Below are 25,627 nucleotides of genomic sequence, written 5' to 3' on the forward strand. Positions count from 1 at the left end.
AGTGCGAAATAACATAATTTAGAATTGGGATTAGATTATCGCCAAGATGTCACTTTCGCGCATCATTAAATAATCTTTACCTTCTAGTTTAAGTTCAGTTCCTCCATATTTTCCATAAAGTACAGTGTCGCCAATTTTAACAGTTAAAGGTTCGTCTTTTGTTCCGTTTCCTATTGCAACTACAGTCCCTTTTTGAGGTTTTTCTTTTGCATTATCCGGAATTATTATTCCTGATGCTGTTTTAGTTTCAGCTTGCTTAGGTTCTACAAGAACGCGGTCTGCTAATGGTTTAATGTTTAAGCCCATTTTTGATATGTTTTTTAAAATTATTTAATTATTAATTTACGCTTTAGCGTAGTTCGAAAATTATGCCAATTACGGTTGACTGACAAAGTTTCATATTGGATTGCGTTTTAAATTTGAGAATAAAAAAAGCCAACTGTTTAAGTTGGCTTTTTGTAGTGTTTTATAACTAGAATGTGTTATTCTGTTGCTGCTCCGTCTGTTGTAGCACCATCATTTGTTGCTGGTGTAGACATTGGTAATTCTGTTGACGTTTCATCAGCATCATATGCTTTAGATTCTGAAGAACCTCCTGAACCAATAGTTAAGTTAGATGCTAGGATTAATACGATTAAAGCCGTTGCTAAAAACCAAGTACTCTTATCTAAAAAGTCTCCAGTTTTTTTAACGCCACCCATTTGCTGTGTACCACCACCTCCAAATGAAGAGGATAATCCTCCACCTTTTGGGTTTTGTACCATAATTACTACGACAAGTAAAAAGGCAACGATTACGATTAGTACTAAAAATATTGTAAATGCACTCATTTTATATTGTATTATTATCTTTTAATTCTTTCACCAATTTTATTTGGTGTGCAAAGAAACTACTTTTTTCTGGATATTTCAAACTTAAAATTTTGTAAGATTGAATTGCTTTATCGTAATTTTTTTGCTCTAAATAAATTCTTGCCAAAGTTTCAGTCATTAAACTATCCGAAATGACGTCGTCATTGTTTACTAGCTTGGGTTTAGGCGCATTGTTAGATATTGGTTTTATCTTTGGGTTTTCGCTAATAAATTTATCAATTATGGCCAATTTGCTATCTAATGGCGAAGCTGGTTCAGGGTTGCTGATGACTTCTTCGGCCTCTTTTGTTTTGGTAGTTTCACGATTTATAGGCTTAAAACTTGTGATTTTTAACCATTCTGTAAAGGAATGATTTTCAGTTTTATCAAACTCTAAAGGTTTTCCTATATTAAGTTGTTTTTCGGGTGTAATGTTTTTGACATCTACGGCAATAATAGTATCCTCAATTTTTGGTGCCGAAGTTTCTAATTTGGGCTGCTCTATTGGTTTGGCTTCAAACAAATCTGGATCTAAAACCCCTTCTGTAGCCTTTATTTGTTCTTTTAGGGCATCATCTATTGTAACACTTCTGTTAATGGAAATGTCGTCTACAGCATTGACTTCAATACTTTTTATGTGCTCTATGTTTTGTTTTATTTGCTTAGAAATTTCGTTCTGATTAAAGGCTTCAGAAGTGATATATTCAAATAAAACGCTTCGGTCTGTGGTATGTGCTGCCGTTATTTTTAAGGCATTGTTATACTTATAACTATCTGTTTGTTTTAGTCCTTTTAAATACAGTGCTCTTAAGGTTTGAAAATACGGATAGGTCTTTATAGCCGCAGAGAGTTCATCGGTTTGAGCGGCTGAAATAACGTCAGGCTTTTGAATTAATGTGGTTAAATTTTCAAGCTGCATAGTTTACCAATCTGCAAGAGAAGCGTTAAGAATATCTTGTGTTAAACGTTCTAATATTTCGTCGAAAGCAGTGTCTTTAATGCTTCCTGATAATTGTTCGTTGGCACCATAGTCATAAAAGAAAGAGAAGCGTTTGTCAAAATCTTTTTCCTCGTCTTTTGTGTTAATATAGCGCACTTGCACACTGATCGTTAATCGGTTTTGGGCTGCAGTATTTTCTGCAGTTGCAGTCATTGGTGCTATTCTATATTCTGTAATTTCGCCTTCGTATATGACTTCACCACCTGTGTTTACTAAGTTAGAGCTCGTTTGATTTACAATTAAATCTTGAAGCGCATTTGTAAATAATTGATCTAAGCCTGGCTCTACTAAATCGGCCTTGTTTTGAAAAAAGTTAACCTGAAAAGTCTCTGGAGTATCTGTAATACCTGTAAACGAATAATTGACTTTACAGCTTGTGCTTATAGCGCAAATGACCAATATAAATATGTATTTAAAGTTATTCATTTAATAGGTGTTTGGCTTTTTCATTGTTATAAAAGCGTAAATATAACCAGCATTATCGGCAACATCAAAATCTACATTAATAAGTCGGTAACCTTTATAATGTTTGTCGTTAATAAGATCTTCTGCTTCTTGTCTAATAGCTTCTGAACTGTTTCTAGTAAACGATTTACGAATCATAAAAATTTCTACGGCTTTCATTTTACGAATTTATACAATGTTAGTGTTAATCAGTAATTTATAGTTTTAAAAACTTAAAAAAGAATGATTTCGTATAAGGCATTTCATAATTCTTTCTTAAAGATCAAACTGTTTAATTTTTCTATATAACGTGCGCTCACTAATGCCGAGTTCTGCTGCAGCTAATTTACGTTTGCCACTATGACGTTCTAGTGACTTTTTTATGAGTTCTAATTCTTTATCATGTAAAGATAGGGTTTCTTCTTCTTCAATTTCTTCAGCAAAATGATATTTGTCATCAGTCTCAATAGGCAAATCGTCGGTCTGAATGGTATTGGGTGTGTGTGCCGGAATGGATAAGACTTCTAAATTGTCCATAGAAGCTTCAAATTCTTCTTCTTTATCTTCGCCGTAGATTTTCTGAATTAAATGTTCGTTGTCTTTTTGAACCTCAGAGGTACTTCCGGTTTTCATGAGTTCCATAGTCAGTTTTTTTAGATCATTAAGATCGCTCTTCATGTCAAATAAAACTTTATATAATATCTCACGCTCGCTACTAAAATCGCTTTCCGATTTTGTGCTGTTAACCACTGCTGGTAAATTACTGCCTGTATTTGGTAAATAATTTTGAATGGTTACGCCATTGATGGTTCTGTTTTGTTCTAAAACCGAAACTTGCTCTGCAACATTACGGAGTTGTCTTATATTACCATTCCAGCGGTATTTCATTAATAAGTGAACCGCATCATCTGTTAACTTTACAGTTGGCATTTTGTATTTTAACGCAAAATCACTCGCAAATTTTCTAAACAATAAATGAATATCATCTTTACGATCTCTTAGAGGAGGAAGGTTAATCTCTACGGTACTTAATCTGTAATATAGATCTTCTCTAAATTTTTCTTTTTTAATGGCATCAAACATATTAACATTTGTAGCTGCTACAATTCTTACGTTGGTTTTTTGAACCTTACTAGAACCTACTTTTATAAATTCGCCATTTTCTAAAACACGTAATAAGCGCACTTGCGTGGTTAACGGTAATTCGCCCACTTCATCCAAAAATATAGTACCACCATCTGCAACTTCAAAATATCCAGAACGAGTAGATGTGGCACCTGTAAAAGCACCTTTCTCATGCCCAAATAATTCACTGTCTATTGTGCCTTCTGGTATAGCACCACAGTTTACTGCAATATATTTGCCGTGCTTTCTATGCGATAATTGATGAATAATTTTAGGGACACTTTCCTTACCAACACCACTTTCTCCAGTAACTAATACAGAGATGTCCGTAGGTGCCACTTGTATAGCTTTTTCTATGGCACGATTTAGTTTAGGGTCATTCCCTATAATACCGAAACGTTGTTTTATGGCTTGAATAGATTCCATAATTAATTTTGTTTAGAGTAACCTACAGCCTTACCAATGAGCGTTGCACTTGTGCAATCTGTAATATGTACATTAACTAAATCTCCTACTTGGTAATGCTCTTTTGGGAACACGGCAACGGTGTTGTCTGAAGTTCGACCAGACCATTGTTCGTCAGATTTCTTAGACGCTTTTTCTATTAATACTTCAACGGTTTTATTAAGATTTTGACGCGTGTTTAGTTCACTATATTTACGTTCTAATTGTACAATTTCTTTAAGTCTACGTTTTTTTACGGCTTCTGGTACATCGTCTTCCATTTTACGACCAGCCAATGTTCCTGGACGTTCTGAATATGTAAACATATAGCCAAAGTTATATTTTACGTAATCCATAAGACTTAATGTGTCTTGGTGGTCTTCTTCAGTTTCAGTTGGGAAACCTGCAATTAAATCGACACTAATAGAACACTCAGGTATAATGCGTTTTATGTTGTCTATGAGCTCAAAATATTCTTCACGCGTATGAAGTCTATTCATTTCTTTTAATATGCGGTCGCTACCACTTTGTACTGGTAAGTGGATATGCTTACAGATGTTATCATATTTTGCCATGGTTTCTATAACATCTAAGGTAAAATCTTGAGGATTAGATGTAGAAAAACGAATACGCATCTTCGGTTGTGCTTTGGCACATAATTCTAGAAGATTGGCAAAGTTGACAGCCGTTGCTTTTTGTAAATCAGAGGCGTTTGCAAAATCTTTCTTCAAGCCACCACCATACCATAAATAACTGTCTACATTTTGCCCTAAAAGCGTTATTTCTTTAAAGCCTTTAGCCCATAAATCGTTGACTTCTTCAATAATACTTTGTGGGTCTCTACTGCGCTCGCGTCCTCTTGTAAATGGTACAACACAAAAAGTACACATGTTATCACAACCACGCGTAATCGATACAAAAGCAGTAACACCATTGGTGTTTAATCTTACTGGCGAAATATCGCCATAGGTTTCTTCTTTAGATAAAATAACGTTTATAGCATCTCTACCTTCATCGACTTCTGCAAGTAAATTTGGCAAGTCTTTATAGGCATCTGGTCCTACAACAAGGTCTACAATTTTTTCTTCTTCTAAAAACTTTGTTTTTAAGCGTTCTGCCATACAGCCTAAAACGCCAACCTTCATTTTTGGGTTAGTGCGTTTTACAGCATTGTACTGTTGTAAACGTTTTCTAACGGTTTGTTCGGCTTTATCTCTAATTGAGCAGGTGTTTACTAACACTAAGTCAGCCTCCTCAAGGGTTTGAGTGGTGTTAAAACCTTGTTCTGATAAAATAGAAGCTACAATTTCACTATCGCTAAAGTTCATAGCACAGCCATAACTTTCTATAAATAGTTTTCGTTTATTACCTTCTTTTTTGTCTAAAATTAAGGTTTCGCCTTGTTTATTTTCGTCTATAGTTTTTTCCATCAGTTGTAGTGAATACTGCAAAATGCAATAAGCATGCAAAGATAATATTATTTTGTAGATTATGACAAAGTGGCAGTTATAAAATCGTTAATGTTTTTATTTTACATCATATAAAAATGGTGTATTTTGGGAGTGGTCTGCGCATTTGCTTGAATATTTGCAAAAAATAGATTTCTTTTGAAGTACTAACCAAAATATTAAAAGATGACTACCATTAAAATGAAACGTAAAATTGAAGGCGCTAAAGATTTAGACTTCGGAACCATTTTTAATCAATCTATTGAGTTGTTTAAGAAAGTTTGGGTTCAGGGCTTGGTGGTTTTGTTACTAGGAATGGTGTTGGCAATGCCAATAGGAATGCTGGTTTATGTTCCTTTAATTCTTACAGGTTTTCTAGATGTTTACTCGAGTACGTACGATGCATATAGTACAGTGCAGCCAGAAATTGGCGCCATGTTTTTTGTCTCTTTTGGATTTGTATATCTTATTTTAATTTTAGGAATGAGTATAATAACGTTGGGTTTATATGCTGCATTTTATAGAATTTGTAAGTTGAAGGACTTAGAACAAATGGGAAGTGAAGACTATTTCTATTTCTTTAAAAAACCATACTTGGGTAAAACAATAAAACTAGGATTGGTATTTGGCGGTATTTTGTTGTTGGCCTTACTGTTGTGCGTATTTCCAATAATATATGTTTTTGTTCCATTAGCTTTTTTGGTTACCATTTACGCATTTAATCCAGATATGGCCATTTCGGATATAGTAAAAATGGCCTTTGACTTAGGAAATAAAAAATGGTTTATGGCTTTTGGATTAATTGTTGTTTCTGGGATATTAGCCTCTGTTGTTGGGTTTTGTATGTGTTTTGTAGGCATGTATGTTACAAGATCTTTTTCGAGTTTACCAGTATATTTTATATATAAGGAAGTGATCGGTTTTGATGATGAAGACGAAACGCCTCAAATTGAGGAAAATACAAGATTCTAGCACAACCTAATTATTAGTTTAATACCTATATGATAAATGGTCTGATGAAAAATACGAAGTTTATAGTGTGTGTCTTAATGTGCGTGTTGTTGTTAAATATGCAATGTGATACTGATGAAACAGTCAGTAGTGAGCCTTGTGGATTAGACATATCTATAGATCATTCAGCTTACACTGAAAGTGACAGTTATGCCATTAACGAGGTCTTGGTTGAAAATGACTGCATAACACTAACAATTTCGGGTAGTGGTTGTGATAGTGCCAATTGGGTTATGACGCTAATAGATTCTGGGACTATAGCAGAATCATTGCCACCACAACGGTATTTAAAGTTACACCTATATAATAATGAGGTTTGTTTAGCATTTTTTAACAAGCAAGAGCAATTCGATTTAACACCTCTAAAAGTTGAAGGAGTGAATGAAGTGTTGTTACATATTGAAGGGTTTTCAGAGCCCATACTTTATACCTATTAGAGATGAAACGATATTAAATAACTAAATTTGAAAGGTAAAATAGGTGTGCTGCTTATAGGAATTTTAATAGTGTCTAAGTTTTGGATAGGCATCTACACACATGATGAATTCGGCGGAAGGCATTTGTTTATGAAACACCGACCAATTTGGAAAACATTTTTCTATTCGCCAATAGGTATGAGTGATGTACAATTATCGGCATTGACAATAGAAAAACAAAAAGAACACATACTATTTAAGGAATTTATCACTGATCGTGGTTTAAGTAAATAAATTATGAGTGCAAAAGTGCCAACAGTAAGACAAACCAATTGGATTTCAATAATCCCTCATTTTATTGTAATGGGCATTATTATTTTAATTTGGTATCAATTTCATCCAGAAAATGCATTTCTTTATGGTGCTTTGACCTATTTGGTGATTTCTATTGCCTTAAGAAACTTCATTGCAAGAGATCATAGAAAGGGCATAAAGAATAATCATGCCGAAAAATTTAAAGCGGCAATTTCCGACTTTGAGAAAAGTTATGCCTTTTTTAAAAAAAATGAATGGATCGACCAATACCGCTTTGTGACCTTATTAAGCTCTTCTAAAATATCATATAGAGAAATGGCTTTGGCGAATATCGGATTTTGCTATGCTCAAATAGGTGATGGTGTAAATTCTAAAGCCTATTATGAAAGAACTTTAAAAGAGTTTCCAGAAAGTGTATTAGCAAAAACAGCTCTAAAAATGATGAGTGCTATGGAGAACAGTGTAGCACAACCAAATGGAACTGTTGTAGCAACGGATTCCGCAACGTCTCAAACTGAGCGAAATAGCTAACACTTCAGCTATAAAAATAAATAGAGGTAATTTGTTTTAGCTCCAGGTAGATTCTTAATTTTTTTTTAAAACATAGAAAGTCTTGCAATTCGTAGGGCTTTTTTAGTACATTGAGCCAAGAAAGTTACGTTAAAATGTATGCTATTTACGACCAAATTAGGATTGTAACTGAATTTTCACATACATTTGTAAACGCAAAATTTTAAGAATGTCAAAAAATCTAGTTATTGTTGAGTCACCTGCAAAGGCAAAAACCATAGAGAAATTTTTAGGGAAAGATTATAAAGTAGAGTCCAGTTTTGGGCATATTGCAGATTTGCCTTCAAAAGAATTGGGAGTTGATGTAGAGGGCGATTTTATGCCAAAATATCAAGTGTCAAAAGACAAGAAAGATGTCGTAAAAAAATTAAAGGATTTAGCGAAGAAAGCAGATATTGTATGGTTAGCGAGTGATGAGGATCGTGAAGGAGAAGCTATTGCGTGGCATTTAGCAGAGACATTAAAATTAGATAAAGAAAAAACGAAACGTATTGTTTTCCATGAGATTACGAAAACAGCGATAAATAAAGCGATAGAAAATCCTAGAAGTATTGATTATAATTTAGTAGATGCACAGCAAGCAAGACGTGTATTAGATCGTATTGTGGGCTATGAATTATCTCCTGTATTATGGCGTAAAGTAAAAGGAGGATTGTCTGCTGGGCGTGTGCAGTCTGTGTCTGTTCGTTTAATAGTAGAGCGAGAGCAAGATATACAAGCCTTTAAGGCCAAAGCATCGTATAGAGTAGATGCAGAATTTACTACTGAAAATGGCAATTCATTTAAAGCTAAGTTGCCAAAGAATTTCAATTCAGAAAAAGAAGCATTACAATTTCTAAATGACAATTTGGGTGCAACTTATGAGGTTTCAGAATTATTAAAGAAGCCTGCTAAAAAATCTCCAGCAGCACCATTTACAACCTCTACATTACAGCAAGAAGCTTCGAGAAAATTAGGGTTTTCGGTAAGTAGAACCATGTCTAATGCACAACGATTGTACGAGGCAGGTCTTATTACTTATATGAGAACAGATAGTGTTAACTTATCTGACGAAGCTAAAAAGGGTGCAGAAAAAGAAATTATTTCAGCATATGGTGCGGAATTTAGCAACCCAAAAAATTATAAAGGCAAATCAAAAGGAGCACAAGAGGCTCACGAAGCCATAAGACCTACTGATTTTTCAAACCACACAGTAAATGCAGAGCGCGATCAAGCAAGATTGTATGATCTTATTTGGAAACGTGCCATAGCCTCACAAATGAGTGATGCTAAGTTAGAGCGTACGAATCTTAAAATTCAGATTAACACTAAAAATAAAATTAACGAACAGTTTACTGCAAACGGAGAAATCATCACTTTTGAAGGCTTTTTAAAAGTGTATTTAGAAGGTACAGATGATGAAGATGCGGAGCAAGAAGGTATTTTACCAGATTTAAAAGTTGGTGAATTACTTCAAAATAAGTACATCACAGCGACGGAACGTTTTAGCAGACCACCAGCAAGATTTACTGAAGCATCTTTGGTAAAACAGCTCGAAGAGTTAGGTATTGGTCGTCCGTCTACATATGCGCCAACAATTTCTACGATTCAAAATAGAAATTATATTGAAAAAGGAACGCATGAAGGTGATGAAAGAAAATATAAGCAACTAGTATTTGAAAATCAAAAGATAAAAGATAATACATTATCAGAGCAAACCGGATCTAACAAAGGAAAATTAGTGCCAACAGATATTGGTATGATTGTAACCGAGTTTTTGGTAAAACATTTTGAAAGTATCTTAGATTATAACTTTACTGCAAAAGTTGAAGATAAATTTGATGATATCGCAGAAGGTAAAGAAGACTGGAGAGAAATGATGAAAGATTTCTACAAAGGTTTTCATCCGCAGGTCGAAGATGTTCAAGAAAATGCAGAACGCGAGTCAGGAGAACGTATTTTGGGTACAGATCCTAAAACAGGTCGTCAAGTCAGTGTACGTTTAGGTAAATTTGGACCAATGGTACAGTTAGGTGTCATGGAGGACGAAGAAAAGCCAAAGTTTGCCAGTTTATCGCCAGATCAGCAATTAAATTCTATAACCTACGAAGAAGCAATGGATTTGTTTAAGCTTCCAAAAGCGTTAGGTCATTATAAAGAAGAAGAAGTAGAAGTAAACAATGGCCGTTTTGGGCCTTATGTGCGCTTTGGTAAAAAGTTTGTATCACTACCAAAAGGTGTTGACCCATTAAGTGTAGATATGGATGAGGCGATGATATATATTAAGGAGAAAGAATTAGCAGATGCTCCTATATATATGTATAAGGATTTAGAGGTTACAAAAGGTAAAGGACGATTTGGGCCCTTTATAAAGTGGAACAACATGTTTATTAACGTCAACAAAAAGTACGATTGGGATAATTTATCTGAAGAAGATATAGTAACTCTAATTGAAGAGAAAATTCAAAAAGAGATAGATAAAGTTATCCATAATTGGGAAGATGAAGGTGTTAGAGTGGAAAAAGCAAGATGGGGAAGACACAATATAATAAAGGGTAAACAAAAAGTAGAGCTAGCTAAAACCGTAGATGTCACTAAAATGACTTTAGAAAAGGCATTAGGTATTCTCGAAAAAAACGCCCCAAAAAAGAAGGCGACTAAAAAAAGAGCCACAAAAAAAACGACAGCCAAAAAGAAGACGACAACTAAAAAGAAATAATACCTATGAATTTTAATTTTCTCACTCCTGTATCCGATGCGGTATTAGCTCACAACGAACTAACAGCGCAACAATCACTAGGAAAAAAAATTAAAGTTCATTCGCGCCAAAACGGAATTCCAGATTTAGAAGGTGTTCAATTATCCATAATAGGTGTTAAAGAAAATAGGAATGACGTCAATTATATAGGTGCTAAAATTGATTTTGATTCCATTAGGAAAACCCTATATACACTGTTTCCAGGAAATTGGTACACTACAATTGCAGATCTTGGCGATATAGAACCTGGTGAAACGGTAGAAGATACATATTTTGCTATTCGTACAGCCATAGCTGTTTTAGTAGAAAAAGATATTATACCTATAGTATTAGGAGGCAGTCAAGACTTAACATATGCAAATTACCGAGCATATGATGCCTTGTTGCCAATGGTAAACATTGCGAGTATAGATACCAATTTTGATTTAGGAGATGCAAGTCTTCCTATTAAGAACAATAGTTATGTAGGGAAGATTATCGTAGAAGAGCCATATAACTTGTTTAATTATGCAACATTAGGGTATCAAACTTATTTTAATTCTCAAGAAGAAATAGATCTCATAGAAAAATTGTATTTTGAAGCCTATCGATTAGGAGAGATTTCAGGAGATATAAATAAAGTAGAACCTTTGTTGCGAGATGCGCATATTGTTTCTGTAGATTTAAAATCAGTGAGAGCTGCAGAGGTTAGTGATAATCAAAAGTATTCGCCAAACGGATTTTCTGGAAAAGAAATATGTGCCATAAGTAGATATGCAGGTATAAGTAATAAGGTATCTTCTTTTGGTATATATGAATACCATGGATCTAAAAACGATAGTGCAACATCAATGTTAGTAGCGCAGATGATATGGTACTTTGTAGAAGGTGTCAATTGCCGCGTTAATGATGATGCATTTAATAATGAAACATATTATCAAAAATATAATGTATTAGTAGAAGAGGATGAACTAATATTTTATAAAAGTTTGAAAACAGGCAGATGGTGGATTGAAATTCCTTTTTTACCAAATGTTAATAATAAATTAAAAAAGCATACGTTATTACCATGCATGCATTCCGATTATGTGTTGGCAACGCAAGGTGAAATACCAGAACGCTGGTTTAAGGCCTATAGGAAGAATAGCTTCTAAAATGTGCACTTTGTCGGATTTTTGTGTTTTTTTAGTCGATGAAATGCTTATTTTAAGGATGAAATGCAAAAAAAATGCGAAAAAAGTTGTTTATTCGAAAATATATAAATATGTTTACGACCTCAAAATTATTAATGACTAATTTAACCTCGAGTTACTATGAATATTAAGAAGTTTATTTTACTAACCGCAGTACTAGCTTTGGTAGCCAGTTGTAATTCTGGAGACCGTGGACAATTGGTAGGAGTCAAAGGGAAAGCTTGGCATCCTGAGAAGCCTTATGGTATGACGCTTGTTCCAGGCGGAGCTTTTATTATGGGAAAATCTGATGATGATTTAGCAGGTGTTCAAGATGCACCTACAAGAACTGCAACAGTTCGTGCATTTTATATGGACGAAACAGAAATTACAAATAGCGAGTATCGCCAATTTGTAGAATGGGTAAGAGATTCCATTCTAAGATTAAAATTAGCTGAGATGGCTGACTTAGAGGGAAAAACACCTGGAAATGGAGATATTGGTGAATTTGCATATAAAGATGCAAACCCAGAAGATCTTAACGCTTATGAAAGCTATATGCAAAACACATATGGTAATGAGCAAAGAAAAATTAATCGTGATGTAGAATTATTTCTAGATACAGATGAGTATCCAGATGAATTGTATGCAGAAGTTATGGACGGTATGTATTTACCTTTAGAAGAGTCTTATAACGGACAACGTACTTGGGATGTGAAACAATTTAAGTTTCAATATACATTTATGGATATTCAAAAAGCTGCAAAAAACAGAGGTCTTAAGCGATCTGAGGTGGTTGTACAGCAAGAAGTTGAGGTTTATCCAGATACAACCGCTTGGATTAGAGATTTCGCATACTCTTATAATGAGCCAATGCATAATGACTATTTCTGGCATGATGCTTACGGTGCTTATCCTGTAGTTGGTGTATCTTGGAAACAAGCACAAGCGTTCTGTCAATGGAGAACCTTATATCACAATGCAGATAGAAAGAAAAGAGGTGTACACGCAGTAAACTCATATAGATTACCATCTGAAGCAGAATGGGAATATGCAGCGCGTGGTGGCTTACAAGGTGCTTCATACCCTTGGGGTGGACCTTACACTAAAAACGATAGAGGATGTTTTATGGCAAACTTTAAGCCGTTACGTGGTGATTACGCAGCAGATCAAGCATTATATACTGTAGAAGCTGATGCTTATGATCCTAACGATTTCAACTTATACAACATGGCTGGAAATGTCTCAGAATGGGTAAATGGGTCTTACGATCCTGCATCTTACGAATATGCGTCGTCAATCAATCCAAATGTAAACGATCCAAATAATGCACGTAAAGTGGTAAGAGGTGGATCATGGAAAGATGTTGCTTACTTCTTACAAGTAAGTTCAAGAGACTATGAATATGCAGATTCTGCTAGAAGTTATATTGGATTTAGAACAGTTCAAGATTATATGGGAACTGAAGTCACAAATAACGCAGCAACAAATTAACAAACTTAACTTAAACTATATATTAATCCCAAATTGAGTCTAACAACCAAACTCAATTGAAAACTAAAATTTAAAATCATGGCACAAAAGAAATTATCAACAATGAATATGGTCTACGGACTTGGAGCGGCAATTGTAATTATTGGAGCATTATTCAAAATCCAACACTGGCCTTACGGATCAGCAATTCTTACCTTAGGTATGATTGTAGAAGCCGTGGTATTTACAATTTCAGCTTTTGAAAAGCAAGGAGATGACTTAGATTGGTCATTAGTATATCCTGAATTAGCTGGAGGTCAATCATTAGGAGGTAAGAAGAAAAAAGCTATTGAGGAGCCAAAAGATGCTGAAGGTTTATTATCTAAAAAATTAGATAATTTATTAAAAGATGCAAAAATTGATGGTGAGCTTATGGCAAGTCTTGGTAATAGTATCAAAAACTTTGAAGGTGCAGCAAAAGGAATCTCTCCAACAGTAGATTCAATGGCAGCTCAAAAGAAATACAGTGAAGAAATGACTTTAGCAGCAGCGCAAATGGAGTCTTTAAATAGTCTTTATAAAGTACAAATGGAAAGTGCTAATCGTCAAGCTGCTATTAACGAAGAAGCTGTTGAAAACGCTACTAAATTAAAAGAGCAAATGCAATCGTTAGCGTCTAACTTGTCATCATTAAATGGTGTCTATGGAGGTATGTTATCTGCAATGAACAAAAACTAATTAAGTTTTTAAATCAAATTAATTAATTAACAATTAAAAACTAATTAGAAATGGCAGGAGGAAAACAGTCCGCAAGGCAAAAAATGATTAACCTAATGTACTTGGTATTCATTGCAATGATTGCAATGACCATGTCAAAAGAAGTATTATCTGCATTTGGGTTAATGAATACAAAGTTTGATAACGCTAATGAGTTAGCAGCAACTTCAAATGAAGGAATTCTTAGTCAACTAGAAAAGAAGGCTGAAGAAAAACCACAAGAATTTGCAGTAGTAGCAAGTAAGGCACAACAAATTAGTAAAATATCTGATGCTTTTTATAAGTTTATCGAATCCGTAAAGGAAGATGATATCATTAAAAAAGGTGGATATATTAGAGAAGAAAATGGTCAATTACCTTTTGAAGAAATGGATAAAGGTGATAAACTAGATGAACTATGGTTTACAGGTGATCGTTATACAAAGCGTGGTGATGAAATCGTTGCTGCTATCGCAAAGTATAAATCAGACATCAAGCAAATTGTAGGTGATGATGTAAAGTGGTCTAAAGTAATTGAGAGCTTTGAAAAGCGTTTTAGCTTAGAAGAAGTTGTTGATGGTGATGGTGCTAAAAAGAAATGGTTAGATTATCATTTCCAAGGGTTTCCAGCTATTGCATCTTATACAAAGTTAACAGCAATGCAAAATGATATTAAAGCTACTGAGACTAACATGTATAATGGTTTCTTAGGAAACTTAGTAACAGAAGCAGTATCATTAAAGAATTATAAAGCTATTGTATTAGCAGATAAGTCAGCATTCTTTGCTGGTGAAAAGTTCCAAGGACGAGTAGTATTAGGAAAATATGCTAATGTAACACCTACGAAATTAAATGTACAAGGTCAAGAAATTGATTTAACAAATGCAATTGATTCTACTGGAGCAGCTAAATTAGACTTTAGTGTTGGAAATGTTGGTGAGCACCAAGTAGAAGGTAAATTTACATTTATTGAAGATGGTAAGCCTTTAGAAATTCCTATTATTGGAAACTATGTTGTTGTTCCAAGACCTAATTCTGCTACTATTTCTGCAGATAAGATGAACGTTGTTTATCGTGGTGTTGCTAACCCAATGACTATATCTTTTGCAGGTGTACCAGACAATAAAGTAAAAGCAACTGGTGCTGGTCTTAAGCCAACAGGTAAAGGGAAGTATGTTATGAACCCAGGATCTGGTAGAGAAGTAACGATTAACGTATCTGCTACTTTAGATGATGGTTCTCACGCAAGTGATAAAAAGACATTTAGAATTAAAGATATTCCTAAGCCTACTGGAACGATTTCTGGTAAAGATGGAATTGTAAAATTACCAAAGCGTAACTTAGAAATAGGTACTGTTGGAGCTAAATTAGATGACTTTGTATTTGATTTACCAATCAATGTAACATCATTTAAAGTAAAAGTTCCTGGTCAACCTACGGTTATAGTATCTGGTACTAAAATGAATAGCCAAGCGAAATCTGCTATTGGTAGAGCACGTAAAGGTGATGTGGTTACAATCTTTGATATTAAAGCTGCTATACAAGGTAATTCGTCTTACAGATTAAAAGGCGTAACACCAGTAGCTGTTGAAGTTACTAACTAATTGATTTAAGAATCAATAAAATAAAATCCCAAATTATAATAAAGAATAAGATGAATTTAAAAAGCTTTTTATGTATAGGAATAGGAGTCTTAGCGGCAAATACAATGTTTGCTCAAGCTAATATCCTAAACGCAAAAATACCAGAAGAAATTGGTATGAAAACTGAAGCGCAGTTACTTCTAGATAATGACAAGCCTTTAGAATATGGATATGTTGGTGATAGAGATATCTTGTTTTCTAAAATGACTTGGGAGAAGATTGTCTTAGACGAACGCGCTAACTTTCCGTTATATTTTCCAATTGAAGATAACTTAGGTGATGATAGAAAATCATTATTTAAAGTATTAATGTCTAATATTGAAGATGGTACCATTCCTAAGGTATATGCAGATGCATATTTCACAGAAGAACGTACAATGGAAGACTTAGCACCTGCGTTAAGAACAGAATTTATTACGGATGAAGGTATTGAGTGGATGAACGCAGAAGGTATTTCTGATACCTCTCAAGTCCCAGAAGAGTATGTAATTCGTCGTGAAATTGGAGCCGCTGATATTAACTCTTATTTAGTTAAAGGTTTATGGTATTTTGATAAACGTCAAGGTGAATTAAAGTATCGTATTTTAGCAATTGCTCCAGCAGCACCAGATGTTAACTTTATTGATTCTGATGATGAAGCTAATAAAGAACCAATCGGATTATTTTGGGTATTTTTCCCAGAAATAAGAGATATTCTTCATGAAGCTAAAGCATTTAACAATAAAAATAGTGCTGTACCACTTTCATTCGATCACTTATTAAACAGTAGACGTTTTAGTGGTGTTATCTACAAAGAAGAAAATGTTTATGGTGATAGAGAAGTAAAAGAATATGTTGCAGAAAATGCATTAATGCAATTATTAGAATCTGAACGTATTAAGGACAAAATTAGAAATTTTGAACAAGATATGTGGAGCTACTAATTAGCCATAGCATAGATAATATAAACGCTCACTTTTTAAGTGGGCGTTTTTTTTTGTTTAATATTATTGTTAAGACTTCAGTTCTCTCAAGGTGGAATTATTTATTTTTACACTTATGAAAGAACTAGATTATATCATAGTAGGCTGTGGCTTGGCGAGTATTGCATTTTGCGAAGCGTTACAAAAAAACAATAAACGTTTTCTTGTATTTGATGATGGCTCTCAAAAATCATCACGCGTAGCGGCAGGTTTATATAATCCAGTCATTTTAAAACGATTTTCAGAAGTTTGGAAAGCCAAGGAGCAGCTCAATATTGCAATGCCTTTTTATACAGCCATAGAAAACAAATTAGGCGTTACCATAGATTATAAACTTCGTATTTTAAGACGATTTACCTCAATTGAAGAGCAGAATAAATGGTTTACAGCTAGTGATAAACCGAGTCTTGAAACATTTCTATCCACGCAATTGGTTAAAAATAATAATGAAAATATAGATGCAACTTTAGGCTTTGGCGAGCTGTTACACGCAGGTCGAATAGATACGGAAACCTTAATACATACATATCAAAATTATTTGGTAAATAAACACTGTTTGCAACACGAAACGTTTAAGTATAATGATCTAGAGGTAAATTCGGATCATGTTATTTATAAAGATTTTAAGGCGAAACAGGTGGTGTTTGCAGAAGGCTTTGGTGTAAAACGCAATCCGTTTTTTAATGATATTCCCTTAACAGGTTCTAAAGGAGAACTGATAACTATAAAAGCGAAAGATTTAAAAATAAATTACGCCATAAAATCTTCCGTTTTTATAATTCCGTTAGGTGGAGATTTATACAATGTAGGTGCTACATATAATAATGAAGACAAAACCAATACACCAACGCATAAAGCTAAAGAAGAACTTATAGTAAAATTAAAATCTTTTTTAATATGCGATTTTGAAATCGTTAATCATGTGGCAGGTATAAGGCCTACGGTTAAGGATAGACGACCAATTGTAGGTAGGCATGCAGAACATAGTCGGTTATATATACTTAATGGATTGGGTACACGAGGTGTAATGATTGCGCCTTATGTAAGTCGTAAATTATATAATTGTATAGAGCATAATGACGTCTTAGATGCTGAAATTGATGTAAGACGATTTCAATAACCACAAGAAAAAAGGTTATCGTAGCTAAGGTCGTTGTACTAAACGCCGTTTTTTTCTTTGTCGTAACTTATAAAAAAGTTGATCCAAATATTTCGAGAAAGCCTCATGATAATAGGCATTAAAACCACTAAAGTGACAATAATAGCAATAAATGCCGTAATTATTGAAGTTGAAAAAATAGAATAGCTTATCACAAAGGCAGTTACAGCAAAAGCAACGGCTACAGCGTAACTTACATACATAGAACCGTAGAAAAATGAAGGTTCTATCTGGTATTTTGTTTTACAATGAGAACATGTATCATTCATTTTAATAATATCAGATAATACATATGGATTTTTGTTGACATACATGGATTCTTGATGACATTTAGGGCAGGCGCCAAAAAGAATACTATATAATTTCATTCCTTTTCTAATCATAATTAAACCTTTACTTTTGCAGTTTTAAAAACAATACAAAGATAAAATATTAAAATTCTAGTATTGTAACAATTGTAACTTAAAAAGGTGCGCTGTCATATCCTAAAATCGTATGTTAAATATCCACAATCTTTCTATCTCATTTCAAGGAGAATATCTTTTTGAAGAAATTACCTTTAAGCTAGGCCTAGGTGACCGTATCGGTTTAATTGGCAAAAATGGCGCAGGAAAATCCACAATGCTCAGAATATTGTCTAAAGAGCAAGAAGCGGATTCTGGGCAAATAGCTGCTGATAAGGATATGAAAATTGGTTTTTTAAAGCAGGACATCGATTTTGATTTAGGTAAAACAGTTTTAGAAGAATCGTATCAGGCATTTAAGGATATTAAAGCTTGTGAAGCGCAGCTTGAAAAAATAAATACCCAGTTAGCCGAAAGAACCGATTACGAAAGTGAATCCTATAATCAACTTATGATTGATTTAAATGATATTCAGCATCAGTACGAAATTTTAGGAGGCTATAGTTACCAAGGTGAAACCGAAAAAATTCTTCAAGGCTTAGGATTTAAGCGAGACGATTTTGATAAGTTAACAGATACGTTTTCTGGTGGTTGGCGAATGCGAATAGAATTGGCAAAATTGTTATTACAAAATAATGATTTATTACTATTAGATGAGCCTACAAACCACTTAGATATAGAATCGATTATTTGGTTAGAGAATTTTTTAAAAACCTATACAGGAGCTGTAGTTATTGTATCTCACGATAAAATGTTTTTAGATAATGTTACCAATAGAACGATTGAAATTTCTTTAGGAAGAATTTATGATTATAATAAGCCTTATACAAAGTTCTTAGCGTTACGAAAAGAAATGAAAGTTCAGCAATTAGCGGCTCAGAAAAACCAAGAGAAAAAAATAGAGCAGACAGAAAAGCTAATAGAAAAATTTAGGGCTAAAGCGTCTAAAGCAACCATGGCGCAATCGCTTATTAAAAAGTTAGATAAGATTGATAGAATTGAAGTAGACGAGGATGATAATAGTGTTATGTCTCTTAATTTTCCGGTTTCCGTAACACCAGGTAAAATTGTTGTAGAATTAAACAATGTTTCTAAAAGTTATGGCGATTTACAAGTTTTACATCATGTGAATTTAGCTGTACCAAGAGATATAAAAACGGCATTTGTTGGCCAGAATGGACAAGGGAAATCTACTCTAGCAAAGATCATTGTTGGAGAACTTGAGCATGAAGGCACTTTAAACCTTGGGCATAATGTGCAAATTGGATATTTTGCTCAAAATCAAGCAGAGTATTTAGATGGAAATAAAACAGTTTTAGATACCATGATTGATGCTGCTAATGAAACCAATAGAAGTAAGGTAAGGGATATTTTAGGATCCTTTTTGTTTCGAGGAGAGGAAGCTGAAAAGTATGTAAGAGTGCTCTCTGGTGGTGAACGCAACCGTTTAGCATTGGCTAAATTATTATTACAACCATTAAATGTTTTAATAATGGATGAGCCGACCAATCACCTAGATATAAAATCTAAAAATGTTTTAAAAGAGGCATTAAAGAAATTTGAAGGCACTTTAATTTTGGTTTCTCACGATAGGGATTTTTTACAAGGACTTACAGATACGGTTTATGAGTTTAAAGATCAAAATATAAAAGAATATTTAGGAGATATTGATTTTTATTTAGAACAACGCAATCTAGAAAATTTAAGAGAAGCAGAAAAGAGAACCGTCGTTGCTAATAAGCCTAAAGAAAGTAATAAGCAGAGTTACGAAGACCAAAAGAAGTTAAAATCTTTAAATAATAAACTTAGCAATATCGAGTCTAAAATTAATCAACTAGAAAAAGACATTAAATCTGACGATGTAAAATTGGCTACAGATTATGACCAAACGGCTTCAGATCCAAAGTTTTTTGATCGCTATCAAAAAAAGAAAAGAGATTTAGAAAAATTGATGGAAGATTGGGAGTCTGTTCAGTTAGCACTTGATCAATTTTAACGTAACAATTAAGTTTTTTTTAACGGATAAGCATAGGTATATGGGTAAATTTGCAATTTACCGACCATCATATTATGTTAAGAAAAATTATTTTATCTGTTATAGGCATTGCATTTCTTGTAGGTGCCTTCATTTATGCTAATTATTTAATTGATAATAAGCACAAACCGAAACCTGTTGTACCTAAAGTTGTTAAAACCGTCATAGTAGATACCGTTAAAAATGGTATTGTTCCGGTTGTGATTTCTGCTAACGGAAATTTAAATAGTAAACAACGTGTAGAATTGTACTCTGAAGTACAAGGCATTTTTAAAACGGGTTCAAAATTATTTAAACCAGGACAAAAATTCACTAAAGGAGAGACACTTATTCGCTTAGACGCCTCTGAATATTATGCAAGCGTGCAATCTGCAAAAAGCGATTTATATAACAGTGTAGCTGCAATAATGCCAGATTTGCGATTGGATTTTACAGAAGTGTATCCTAAATGGCAAGCTTACTTAAATGGTTTTGATTTAAATAAAACAACACCAAAACTGCCAGAGATGTCGGGAGAAAAGGAGAATTATTTTATCACAGGTCGTGGTATTGTTAGTGCCTATTATAATGTAAAAAATTTAGAACAACGATTAACTAAATACAGAATTGCTGCACCTTTTACTGGTATTTTAACAGAAGCATTGGTTACGGAAGGAACTTTAATTAGAAGTGGTCAAAAATTAGGAGAGTTTATAGATCCTTCGGTTTACGAAATGGAAGTGGCTATAAGTAAGTCTTATGCCGATATTTTAAAGGAAGGTGAAAGTGTTAGTTTAACGAGTTTAGATAAGACTAAGGTTTATCAAGGAAAAGTCTCTCGTGTTAATGGTAGCATTGATGCCACCACCCAAACAATTACGGTATACATTGAGGTAAAGCATCAAGATTTAAAAGAAGGCATGTATCTCGAAGCTAATTTAAATGCTGAAAACATTGAAAATGCTATAGAAATAGATAGAAACCTGTTATTAGATAGTCAAGAAATTTACGTTGTTAACGATAGTTTATTGGATGTCATTCCTGTGAAACCAGCGCATTTTTCTAGTGAATCGGTTGTTTTAAAGGAAGTGCCAAACGGAACGGTTATATTAAAAAAGTCTGTTCCTGGAGCCTATGCTGGTATGCATGTTAAAGGTGTAAAAAGTAATGTTTCAACAAATGATACTATTCAATAATGAGAAAAATAATTGAATATTTCATAAGATATCATGTCGCAGTAAATGTTTTAATAATAGCATTTATCATTTTTGGTGTAATTGGAGCTGTATCCTTAAAGTCGTCCTATTTTCCGCTTACCGAATCTAAAATTATTACCGTTGCTATTGCGTATCCAGGTGCATCGCCACAAGAGATAGAAGAAGGTATTGTACTTCAAATCGAAGATAACCTTAAAGGCTTAAAAGGTGTTGATAGAGTAACATCTACATCTAGTGAAAATAGTGGAACTATTACAGTTGAGATTGAGAAAGGTGAGAGTTTAGATTTTATGCTACTAGAAGTGAAGAATGCTGTAGATCGCGTACCTTCATTTCCTACAGGCATGGAACCTTTAGTAGTGTCTAAACAAGAAGCGGTTAGAGAAACCATATCATTTGCTATAAATGGAAAAGCCATACCGCTAAAAACTTTAAAAGAATTAGCAAGACAGGTTGAAACAGATTTACGTGCTATAGATGGGATTTCTCAAATTGAATTATCAGGATTTCCAGAAGAGGAAATTGAAATTGCAGTTAATGAGCTCGATTTATTGGCCTACGATTTAACCTTTACTGATGTTGCCAATGCAGTAAGTAATGCCAATATTTTGGTCACTGGTGGAAACGTAAAAACGGTAGCTGAAGAATATTTAATTAGAGCAAACAACAGACAATATTACGGTAAGGAACTTTTAAATATTATTGTAAGAGCGTCATCGGATGGTAAAGTCATTAGGTTAAAAGATGTTGCTGTGGTAAGAGACCGTTTTTCTGAAACGCCTAATGCTACATATTTTAATCAAAATTTAGCGGTAAATATTACGGTTACAAGTACTAATAACGAAGATTTAATTTCTTCAGCAGATAACATTAAAGCCTATATAGACGAGTATAATCAAAAGTATAATAATGTTAAATTAGAAGTTGTTAGTGATAGATCTATTACCTTAAATCAAAGAACAGATTTGTTAACAGAAAATGCCATTGTAGGTATGCTTCTGGTATTATTGTTTTTATCGATTTTCTTAAATACACGATTGGCATTATGGGTAGCTTTCGGTCTTCCAATTTCATTTTTAGGAATGTTTATTTTTGCTGCGCAATTTGATGTTACCATCAATGTGTTGTCATTATTTGGGATGATTATCGTAATAGGAATCTTAGTTGATGACGGTATTGTTATTGCAGAAAATATCTATCAGCATTACGAAAAAGGTAAAAAACCAATACAAGCGGCAATTGATGGAACATTAGAGGTAATTCCGCCAGTAGTTTCGGCTATTATAACAACGCTTTTAGCATTTTCTTTATTTTTCTTTTTAGATAGTAGAATAGGTGAGTTTTTTAGTGAAGTTGCAGTCATTGTTATATTAACATTGGTAGTTTCTTTAATAGAAGCATTGGTAATTTTACCAGCCCATTTGGCGCACTCTAAAGCCTTAAGAGTTCAGAAGGTAGATGAAAACCCTTCTAAGATAAAGCGCTTTTTCTCTTTTATGAGAGTGATTAATACTTTTGGAGACCGTTTAATGGCTTTTTTGAGAGATAAAATTTATACACCAATTTTCGATCGTGTTCTTAAATATAAAATATTCTCTTTAGGTGTTTTTATTGCGCTATTGGTATTGACGTTTGGTTCACTTGGAGGTGGTGTAATTGGTGTGACGATATTCCCAAGAATTGCTAGTGATGCTGCAAACATAGAATTAGTAATGCCTGCTGGTACTAATGTTAAAATTACAGATTCTATCATTTCGTTAATTGAAGAAAAATCATTTATCGTCAACCAAGAACTTACAGAAAAGTACTTAAAAGGAACTGGAAAGCAATTGTTTGAAAATACAATTGTAGATATTAGCAGTAGCTCTAGTGCAAGATTAAGAATTAACCTGCTGCCAGGTGAGGAACGACCAGATGAGATAAAAGCAGATTTGGTAACTAACCGATTAGAAGAATTAGTTGGACCTGTAATAGGAACTGAGCGATTAATTTATGGTTCTGGAGGTAATTTTGGTGGTAGTCCGGTTTCTGTATCCTTACTGAGTAATAATATTGAAGAATTAAAAGCTTCAAAATTAGAGCTTAAAAAATATTTAGAATCTAATCCTTTACTTAAAGATATTGGAGATAACGATCCAGCAGGTATAAAAGAAATTCGGTTAGAACTTAAAGAAAGTGCTTATTTATTAGGTTTAGATTTAAGTACCGTAATGGCACAAGTACGAGCTGGTTTTTTTGGTGCGCAAGCGCAACGTTTTCAAAGAGGACAAGATGAAATTAAAGTTTGGGTACGTTACGATATTGAAAATAGAAGTTCTATCAACGATTTAGATGCTATGCGTATTGTAACACCAACGGGTGAACGCGTTACGCTAAAAGATATTGCAGATTATAGTATTGCCAGAGGTGATGTTGCCATAAATCACTTAGAAGGTAAGCGAGAAATACAAGTGTATGCCGATTTAAAGGATCCAAGTACGAGTAATACAGATATCATAGACGATATTAAAACATCGTTTATTCCACAATTACAATCTAAATACCCTTCTATTAATGCGTCTTATGAAGGTCAGAATAGAGAAAAAGATAAATTAACAGGATCTTTAGGCGTTGCAGGACCTATAATTCTGTTATTAATTTATATTACCATAGCTTTTACATTTAGAAGTTACTCTCAACCCTTTTTACTTATTTTATTAATTCCATTAAGCTTAACAGCAGTTGCTTGGGGACACTGGTTGTTAGGTTTTCAAGTTAATGTATTATCACTTTTAGGTATTATTGCCTTAATAGGAATTATGGTAAATGATGGATTGGTTTTAATCGGTAAATTTAATAGTAACTTAAAAGAAGGAATGCCTTTTGAATTGGCATTGTCTGAAGCAGGAAAATCAAGATTTAGAGCTATTTTCCTAACCTCAGTAACTACTATTGCAGGTTTGGCGCCTCTATTATTAGAGAAAAGTAGACAAGCTCAGTTTTTAAAACCAATGGCAATTTCAATTTCTTTTGGTATTGCTTATGCAACGATATTAACCTTATTAGTGTTGCCATTATTTTTGTCATTTAGTAACAGTATAAAAAAGAGTTTTAAGTGGTTAGCAACAGGTAATGAAGTTACAAAAGAGGAAGTAGAACGTGCAATTAAAGAACAAAATGAAGCTAATGATCACTAAGAGCAAACTTATTCTATTATTATTTGTGTGTAGTTTTTATAGTTATGCACAAAATGTATTAACAAAATCAGAAGCTATTTCTACGGCTTTAGAGCACAATTACGGTATACAAATAGCAAATAACGACGTCTTAGTTGCAGAGCAAAATCAAAGTATTCTTAATTCTGAATTTTTACCAACGCTTACGGCAAATGCTGGTTCTAATTTTAACTTAGATAATACCGAAGCAGAATTTTCTAATGGAGAAACTACGATTTTAAATGGTGCAGAAAGCTCAAATTACAATGCAAGTGTGAGTTTAAACTACACCTTATTTGATGGTTTAGGCAGACGATATAATTATAAACGCTTAAAAGAACAGTACCAATTATCTGAATTACAAGCTCGAGAAACCATAGAAAATACCATAATACAATTGTTTTCTGTGTATTATAATGTAGCACAATTAACAGATAATTTAAAAACTTTAGAGGAGACTTTAAACATTACAAGAGATAGATTGGTACGAGCCGAGTATCAGTTTGAATATGGTCAAAATACGAAGTTAGAAGTTCTCAATGCAGAAGTGGATATTAATAACGATAGTATTAATATCATTAATATTAAGCAAGAGATAATAAATGCCAAACGTGATTTAAAATTGGTACTAGGCGAAATCTATACGAATGATTTTGACGTAGAAACCGACGTGCAGTTTACACTTCAATTTCAAAAAGATAGTTTATTTCAAAAAGCGTTAACAAGAAATGTGGCCTTACTGCAAACAGAAAAAAATATTGAAATATCTAAATTAGATATCAATTCAGAGAAATCTGCATACCTGCCAACACTAGGCTTAATAGGGTCTTATGGATGGAATAAAAACAATAATAATGCCGCATCATTTGTGTCCGTTTCAACAAATACAGGTTTATCAGGAGGACTTAGTTTAAGCTGGAATTTATTTGATGGAGGCGCAACAATTACAAGAGTAAGAAATGCAAAAGTTAATCTAGAAACGCAAAAGCTCCTTAAAGAAAATTTATTGCTAAGTATAGAAACGGATTTTAATAATGCTTGGGATAATTATCAGAATAAATTAGAGATTTATAATATTCAAGAAAAGAACATACAAACAGCTCAAAATAATTTTGAAAGAACACATGAGAAATTCAAAATTGGGCAAGTTAATTCAATTGAGTTTAGACAAGCACAACTCAATTTGTTGAATGCAGAATTAAGTAGAAATCAAGCCAAATTTTCTGCTAAACTTTCTGAATTAGACGTCCTTCAATTAAGTGGAGAATTGTTAAATGTTCAGTTCTAAATTAC

23 protein-coding genes are annotated in these 25,627 nt (G+C 33.5%); 15 read left to right on the forward strand and 8 right to left on the reverse strand.

What is annotated here, in order from left to right; all coding sequences use genetic code 11:
- Positions 1–30: 30 nt before the first annotated feature.
- From HNV08_RS05445 to miaB, 7 genes are all read right to left on the reverse strand, one after another.
- Positions 31–306: a co-chaperone GroES gene (locus HNV08_RS05445; protein ID WP_173280166.1), complete on the reverse strand. Its 276-nt coding sequence runs from the start codon at positions 304–306 to the stop codon at positions 31–33.
- Positions 307–482: 176 nt separating this feature from the next.
- Complete coding sequence (gene secG / locus HNV08_RS05450; RefSeq protein ID WP_173280167.1) at positions 483–830, reverse strand: preprotein translocase subunit SecG; 348 nt, start codon at positions 828–830, stop codon at positions 483–485.
- 1 nt (position 831) lies between these two features.
- Positions 832–1,770, reverse strand: a complete 939-nt coding sequence (locus HNV08_RS05455) for a hypothetical protein (protein WP_173280168.1) — start codon at positions 1,768–1,770, stop codon at positions 832–834.
- Positions 1,771–1,773: 3 nt separating this feature from the next.
- Positions 1,774–2,277 (reverse strand): LptE family protein, encoded by a 504-nt coding sequence (locus HNV08_RS05460; protein WP_173280169.1) that lies wholly within the window; start codon positions 2,275–2,277, stop codon positions 1,774–1,776.
- The gene (locus tag HNV08_RS05465; protein WP_173280170.1) at positions 2,278–2,475 is read right to left on the reverse strand and encodes a hypothetical protein; all 198 of its coding nucleotides are present in this window, start codon (positions 2,473–2,475) and stop codon (positions 2,278–2,280) included.
- Between the two features lie 96 nt (positions 2,476–2,571).
- Positions 2,572–3,846, reverse strand: coding sequence for a sigma-54 interaction domain-containing protein (locus HNV08_RS05470; RefSeq protein ID WP_173280171.1), 1,275 nt, complete (start codon positions 3,844–3,846; stop codon positions 2,572–2,574).
- 2 nt (positions 3,847–3,848) lie between these two features.
- The gene (gene miaB, locus HNV08_RS05475) at positions 3,849–5,294 is read right to left on the reverse strand and encodes a tRNA (N6-isopentenyl adenosine(37)-C2)-methylthiotransferase MiaB (RefSeq protein WP_173280172.1); all 1,446 of its coding nucleotides are present in this window, start codon (positions 5,292–5,294) and stop codon (positions 3,849–3,851) included.
- Positions 5,295–5,498: 204 nt separating this feature from the next.
- Between miaB and HNV08_RS05480 the strand changes: the two genes are divergently transcribed.
- The 11 genes from HNV08_RS05480 (at position 5,499) to HNV08_RS05530 (ending at position 17,466) form a co-directional block, all read left to right on the forward strand.
- Positions 5,499–6,284 carry a hypothetical protein gene (locus HNV08_RS05480; RefSeq protein WP_173280173.1) on the forward strand — a complete coding sequence of 262 codons (786 nt, stop codon included), beginning with the start codon at positions 5,499–5,501 and terminating at the stop codon, positions 6,282–6,284.
- Positions 6,285–6,328: 44 nt separating this feature from the next.
- Entirely contained in the window at positions 6,329–6,760 is a 432-nt protein-coding gene (locus HNV08_RS05485; RefSeq protein ID WP_173280174.1) for a hypothetical protein, read from the forward strand.
- A gap of 27 nt (positions 6,761–6,787) precedes the next feature.
- Positions 6,788–7,033, forward strand: a complete 246-nt coding sequence (locus HNV08_RS05490; protein ID WP_173280175.1) for a hypothetical protein — start codon at positions 6,788–6,790, stop codon at positions 7,031–7,033.
- Positions 7,034–7,036: 3 nt separating this feature from the next.
- Positions 7,037–7,585: a tetratricopeptide repeat protein gene (locus HNV08_RS05495; RefSeq protein WP_173280176.1), complete on the forward strand. Its 549-nt coding sequence runs from the start codon at positions 7,037–7,039 to the stop codon at positions 7,583–7,585.
- A gap of 208 nt (positions 7,586–7,793) precedes the next feature.
- On the forward strand, positions 7,794–10,322 hold the full coding sequence (topA, locus tag HNV08_RS05500) for a type I DNA topoisomerase (RefSeq protein WP_173280177.1): 2,529 nt from the start codon (positions 7,794–7,796) through the stop codon (positions 10,320–10,322).
- 5 nt (positions 10,323–10,327) lie between these two features.
- The gene (locus tag HNV08_RS05505) at positions 10,328–11,494 is read left to right on the forward strand and encodes a formimidoylglutamase (RefSeq protein WP_173280178.1); all 1,167 of its coding nucleotides are present in this window, start codon (positions 10,328–10,330) and stop codon (positions 11,492–11,494) included.
- Between the two features lie 165 nt (positions 11,495–11,659).
- Complete coding sequence (porK, locus tag HNV08_RS05510; RefSeq protein ID WP_449441494.1) at positions 11,660–13,006, forward strand: type IX secretion system lipoprotein PorK/GldK; 1,347 nt, start codon at positions 11,660–11,662, stop codon at positions 13,004–13,006.
- Between the two features lie 78 nt (positions 13,007–13,084).
- Positions 13,085–13,723 carry a type IX secretion system motor protein PorL/GldL gene (porL, locus tag HNV08_RS05515; RefSeq protein WP_173280180.1) on the forward strand — a complete coding sequence of 213 codons (639 nt, stop codon included), beginning with the start codon at positions 13,085–13,087 and terminating at the stop codon, positions 13,721–13,723.
- A 50-nt stretch (positions 13,724–13,773) separates the two neighbouring features.
- Positions 13,774–15,345: a type IX secretion system motor protein PorM/GldM gene (gene porM / locus HNV08_RS05520; protein WP_173280181.1), complete on the forward strand. Its 1,572-nt coding sequence runs from the start codon at positions 13,774–13,776 to the stop codon at positions 15,343–15,345.
- A gap of 50 nt (positions 15,346–15,395) precedes the next feature.
- Positions 15,396–16,307: a type IX secretion system ring subunit PorN/GldN gene (gene porN / locus HNV08_RS05525; protein WP_173280182.1), complete on the forward strand. Its 912-nt coding sequence runs from the start codon at positions 15,396–15,398 to the stop codon at positions 16,305–16,307.
- Between the two features lie 115 nt (positions 16,308–16,422).
- On the forward strand, positions 16,423–17,466 hold the full coding sequence (locus HNV08_RS05530; protein ID WP_173280183.1) for an NAD(P)/FAD-dependent oxidoreductase: 1,044 nt from the start codon (positions 16,423–16,425) through the stop codon (positions 17,464–17,466).
- Positions 17,467–17,504: 38 nt separating this feature from the next.
- On the opposite strand, the gene HNV08_RS05535 is transcribed toward HNV08_RS05530, so the two are convergent.
- On the reverse strand, positions 17,505–17,888 hold the full coding sequence (locus tag HNV08_RS05535) for a DUF983 domain-containing protein (protein WP_173280184.1): 384 nt from the start codon (positions 17,886–17,888) through the stop codon (positions 17,505–17,507).
- Positions 17,889–18,000: 112 nt separating this feature from the next.
- Between HNV08_RS05535 and HNV08_RS05540 the strand changes: the two genes are divergently transcribed.
- From HNV08_RS05540 to HNV08_RS05555, 4 genes are all read left to right on the forward strand, one after another.
- Positions 18,001–19,905 (forward strand): ABC-F family ATP-binding cassette domain-containing protein, encoded by a 1,905-nt coding sequence (locus HNV08_RS05540; RefSeq protein WP_173280185.1) that lies wholly within the window; start codon positions 18,001–18,003, stop codon positions 19,903–19,905.
- Between the two features lie 74 nt (positions 19,906–19,979).
- Positions 19,980–21,119 (forward strand): efflux RND transporter periplasmic adaptor subunit, encoded by a 1,140-nt coding sequence (locus HNV08_RS05545; RefSeq protein ID WP_173280186.1) that lies wholly within the window; start codon positions 19,980–19,982, stop codon positions 21,117–21,119.
- A complete protein-coding gene (locus HNV08_RS05550; protein WP_173280187.1) occupies positions 21,119–24,316 on the forward strand; it encodes an efflux RND transporter permease subunit in 3,198 nt (1,065 codons plus the stop codon). Before HNV08_RS05545 ends, HNV08_RS05550 begins: the two co-directional genes overlap by 1 nt.
- A complete protein-coding gene (locus HNV08_RS05555) occupies positions 24,306–25,622 on the forward strand; it encodes a TolC family protein (RefSeq protein ID WP_173280188.1) in 1,317 nt (438 codons plus the stop codon). The genes HNV08_RS05550 and HNV08_RS05555 overlap by 11 nt, the downstream gene beginning before the upstream one ends.
- The last annotated feature ends 5 nt before the right edge of the window (positions 25,623–25,627 follow it).

The sequence above is a fragment of the Winogradskyella eckloniae genome, assembly GCF_013249045.1.
GTDB classification, from domain to species: Bacteria; Bacteroidota; Bacteroidia; order Flavobacteriales; family Flavobacteriaceae; genus Winogradskyella; species Winogradskyella eckloniae.

Excerpts from the sequence above, each read along its gene's own strand:
- HNV08_RS05445 (WP_173280166.1), bottom strand. The coding sequence starts at position 306 with ATGGGCTTAAACATTAAACCATTAGCAGACCGCGTTCTTGTAGAACCT.
- secG (WP_173280167.1), bottom strand. The coding sequence starts at position 830 with ATGAGTGCATTTACAATATTTTTAGTACTAATCGTAATCGTTGCCTTT.
- HNV08_RS05455 (WP_173280168.1), bottom strand. The coding sequence starts at position 1,770 with ATGCAGCTTGAAAATTTAACCACATTAATTCAAAAGCCTGACGTTATT.
- HNV08_RS05460 (WP_173280169.1), bottom strand. The coding sequence starts at position 2,277 with ATGAATAACTTTAAATACATATTTATATTGGTCATTTGCGCTATAAGC.
- HNV08_RS05465 (WP_173280170.1), bottom strand. The coding sequence starts at position 2,475 with ATGAAAGCCGTAGAAATTTTTATGATTCGTAAATCGTTTACTAGAAAC.
- HNV08_RS05470 (WP_173280171.1), bottom strand. The coding sequence starts at position 3,846 with ATGGAATCTATTCAAGCCATAAAACAACGTTTCGGTATTATAGGGAAT.
- miaB (WP_173280172.1), bottom strand. The coding sequence starts at position 5,294 with ATGGAAAAAACTATAGACGAAAATAAACAAGGCGAAACCTTAATTTTA.
- HNV08_RS05480 (WP_173280173.1), top strand. The coding sequence starts at position 5,499 with ATGACTACCATTAAAATGAAACGTAAAATTGAAGGCGCTAAAGATTTA.
- HNV08_RS05485 (WP_173280174.1), top strand. The coding sequence starts at position 6,329 with ATGAAAAATACGAAGTTTATAGTGTGTGTCTTAATGTGCGTGTTGTTG.
- HNV08_RS05495 (WP_173280176.1), top strand. The coding sequence starts at position 7,037 with ATGAGTGCAAAAGTGCCAACAGTAAGACAAACCAATTGGATTTCAATA.
- topA (WP_173280177.1), top strand. The coding sequence starts at position 7,794 with ATGTCAAAAAATCTAGTTATTGTTGAGTCACCTGCAAAGGCAAAAACC.
- HNV08_RS05505 (WP_173280178.1), top strand. The coding sequence starts at position 10,328 with ATGAATTTTAATTTTCTCACTCCTGTATCCGATGCGGTATTAGCTCAC.
- porL (WP_173280180.1), top strand. The coding sequence starts at position 13,085 with ATGGCACAAAAGAAATTATCAACAATGAATATGGTCTACGGACTTGGA.
- porM (WP_173280181.1), top strand. The coding sequence starts at position 13,774 with ATGGCAGGAGGAAAACAGTCCGCAAGGCAAAAAATGATTAACCTAATG.
- porN (WP_173280182.1), top strand. The coding sequence starts at position 15,396 with ATGAATTTAAAAAGCTTTTTATGTATAGGAATAGGAGTCTTAGCGGCA.
- HNV08_RS05530 (WP_173280183.1), top strand. The coding sequence starts at position 16,423 with ATGAAAGAACTAGATTATATCATAGTAGGCTGTGGCTTGGCGAGTATT.
- HNV08_RS05535 (WP_173280184.1), bottom strand. The coding sequence starts at position 17,888 with ATGATTAGAAAAGGAATGAAATTATATAGTATTCTTTTTGGCGCCTGC.
- HNV08_RS05540 (WP_173280185.1), top strand. The coding sequence starts at position 18,001 with ATGTTAAATATCCACAATCTTTCTATCTCATTTCAAGGAGAATATCTT.
- HNV08_RS05545 (WP_173280186.1), top strand. The coding sequence starts at position 19,980 with ATGTTAAGAAAAATTATTTTATCTGTTATAGGCATTGCATTTCTTGTA.
- HNV08_RS05550 (WP_173280187.1), top strand. The coding sequence starts at position 21,119 with ATGAGAAAAATAATTGAATATTTCATAAGATATCATGTCGCAGTAAAT.
- HNV08_RS05555 (WP_173280188.1), top strand. The coding sequence starts at position 24,306 with ATGATCACTAAGAGCAAACTTATTCTATTATTATTTGTGTGTAGTTTT.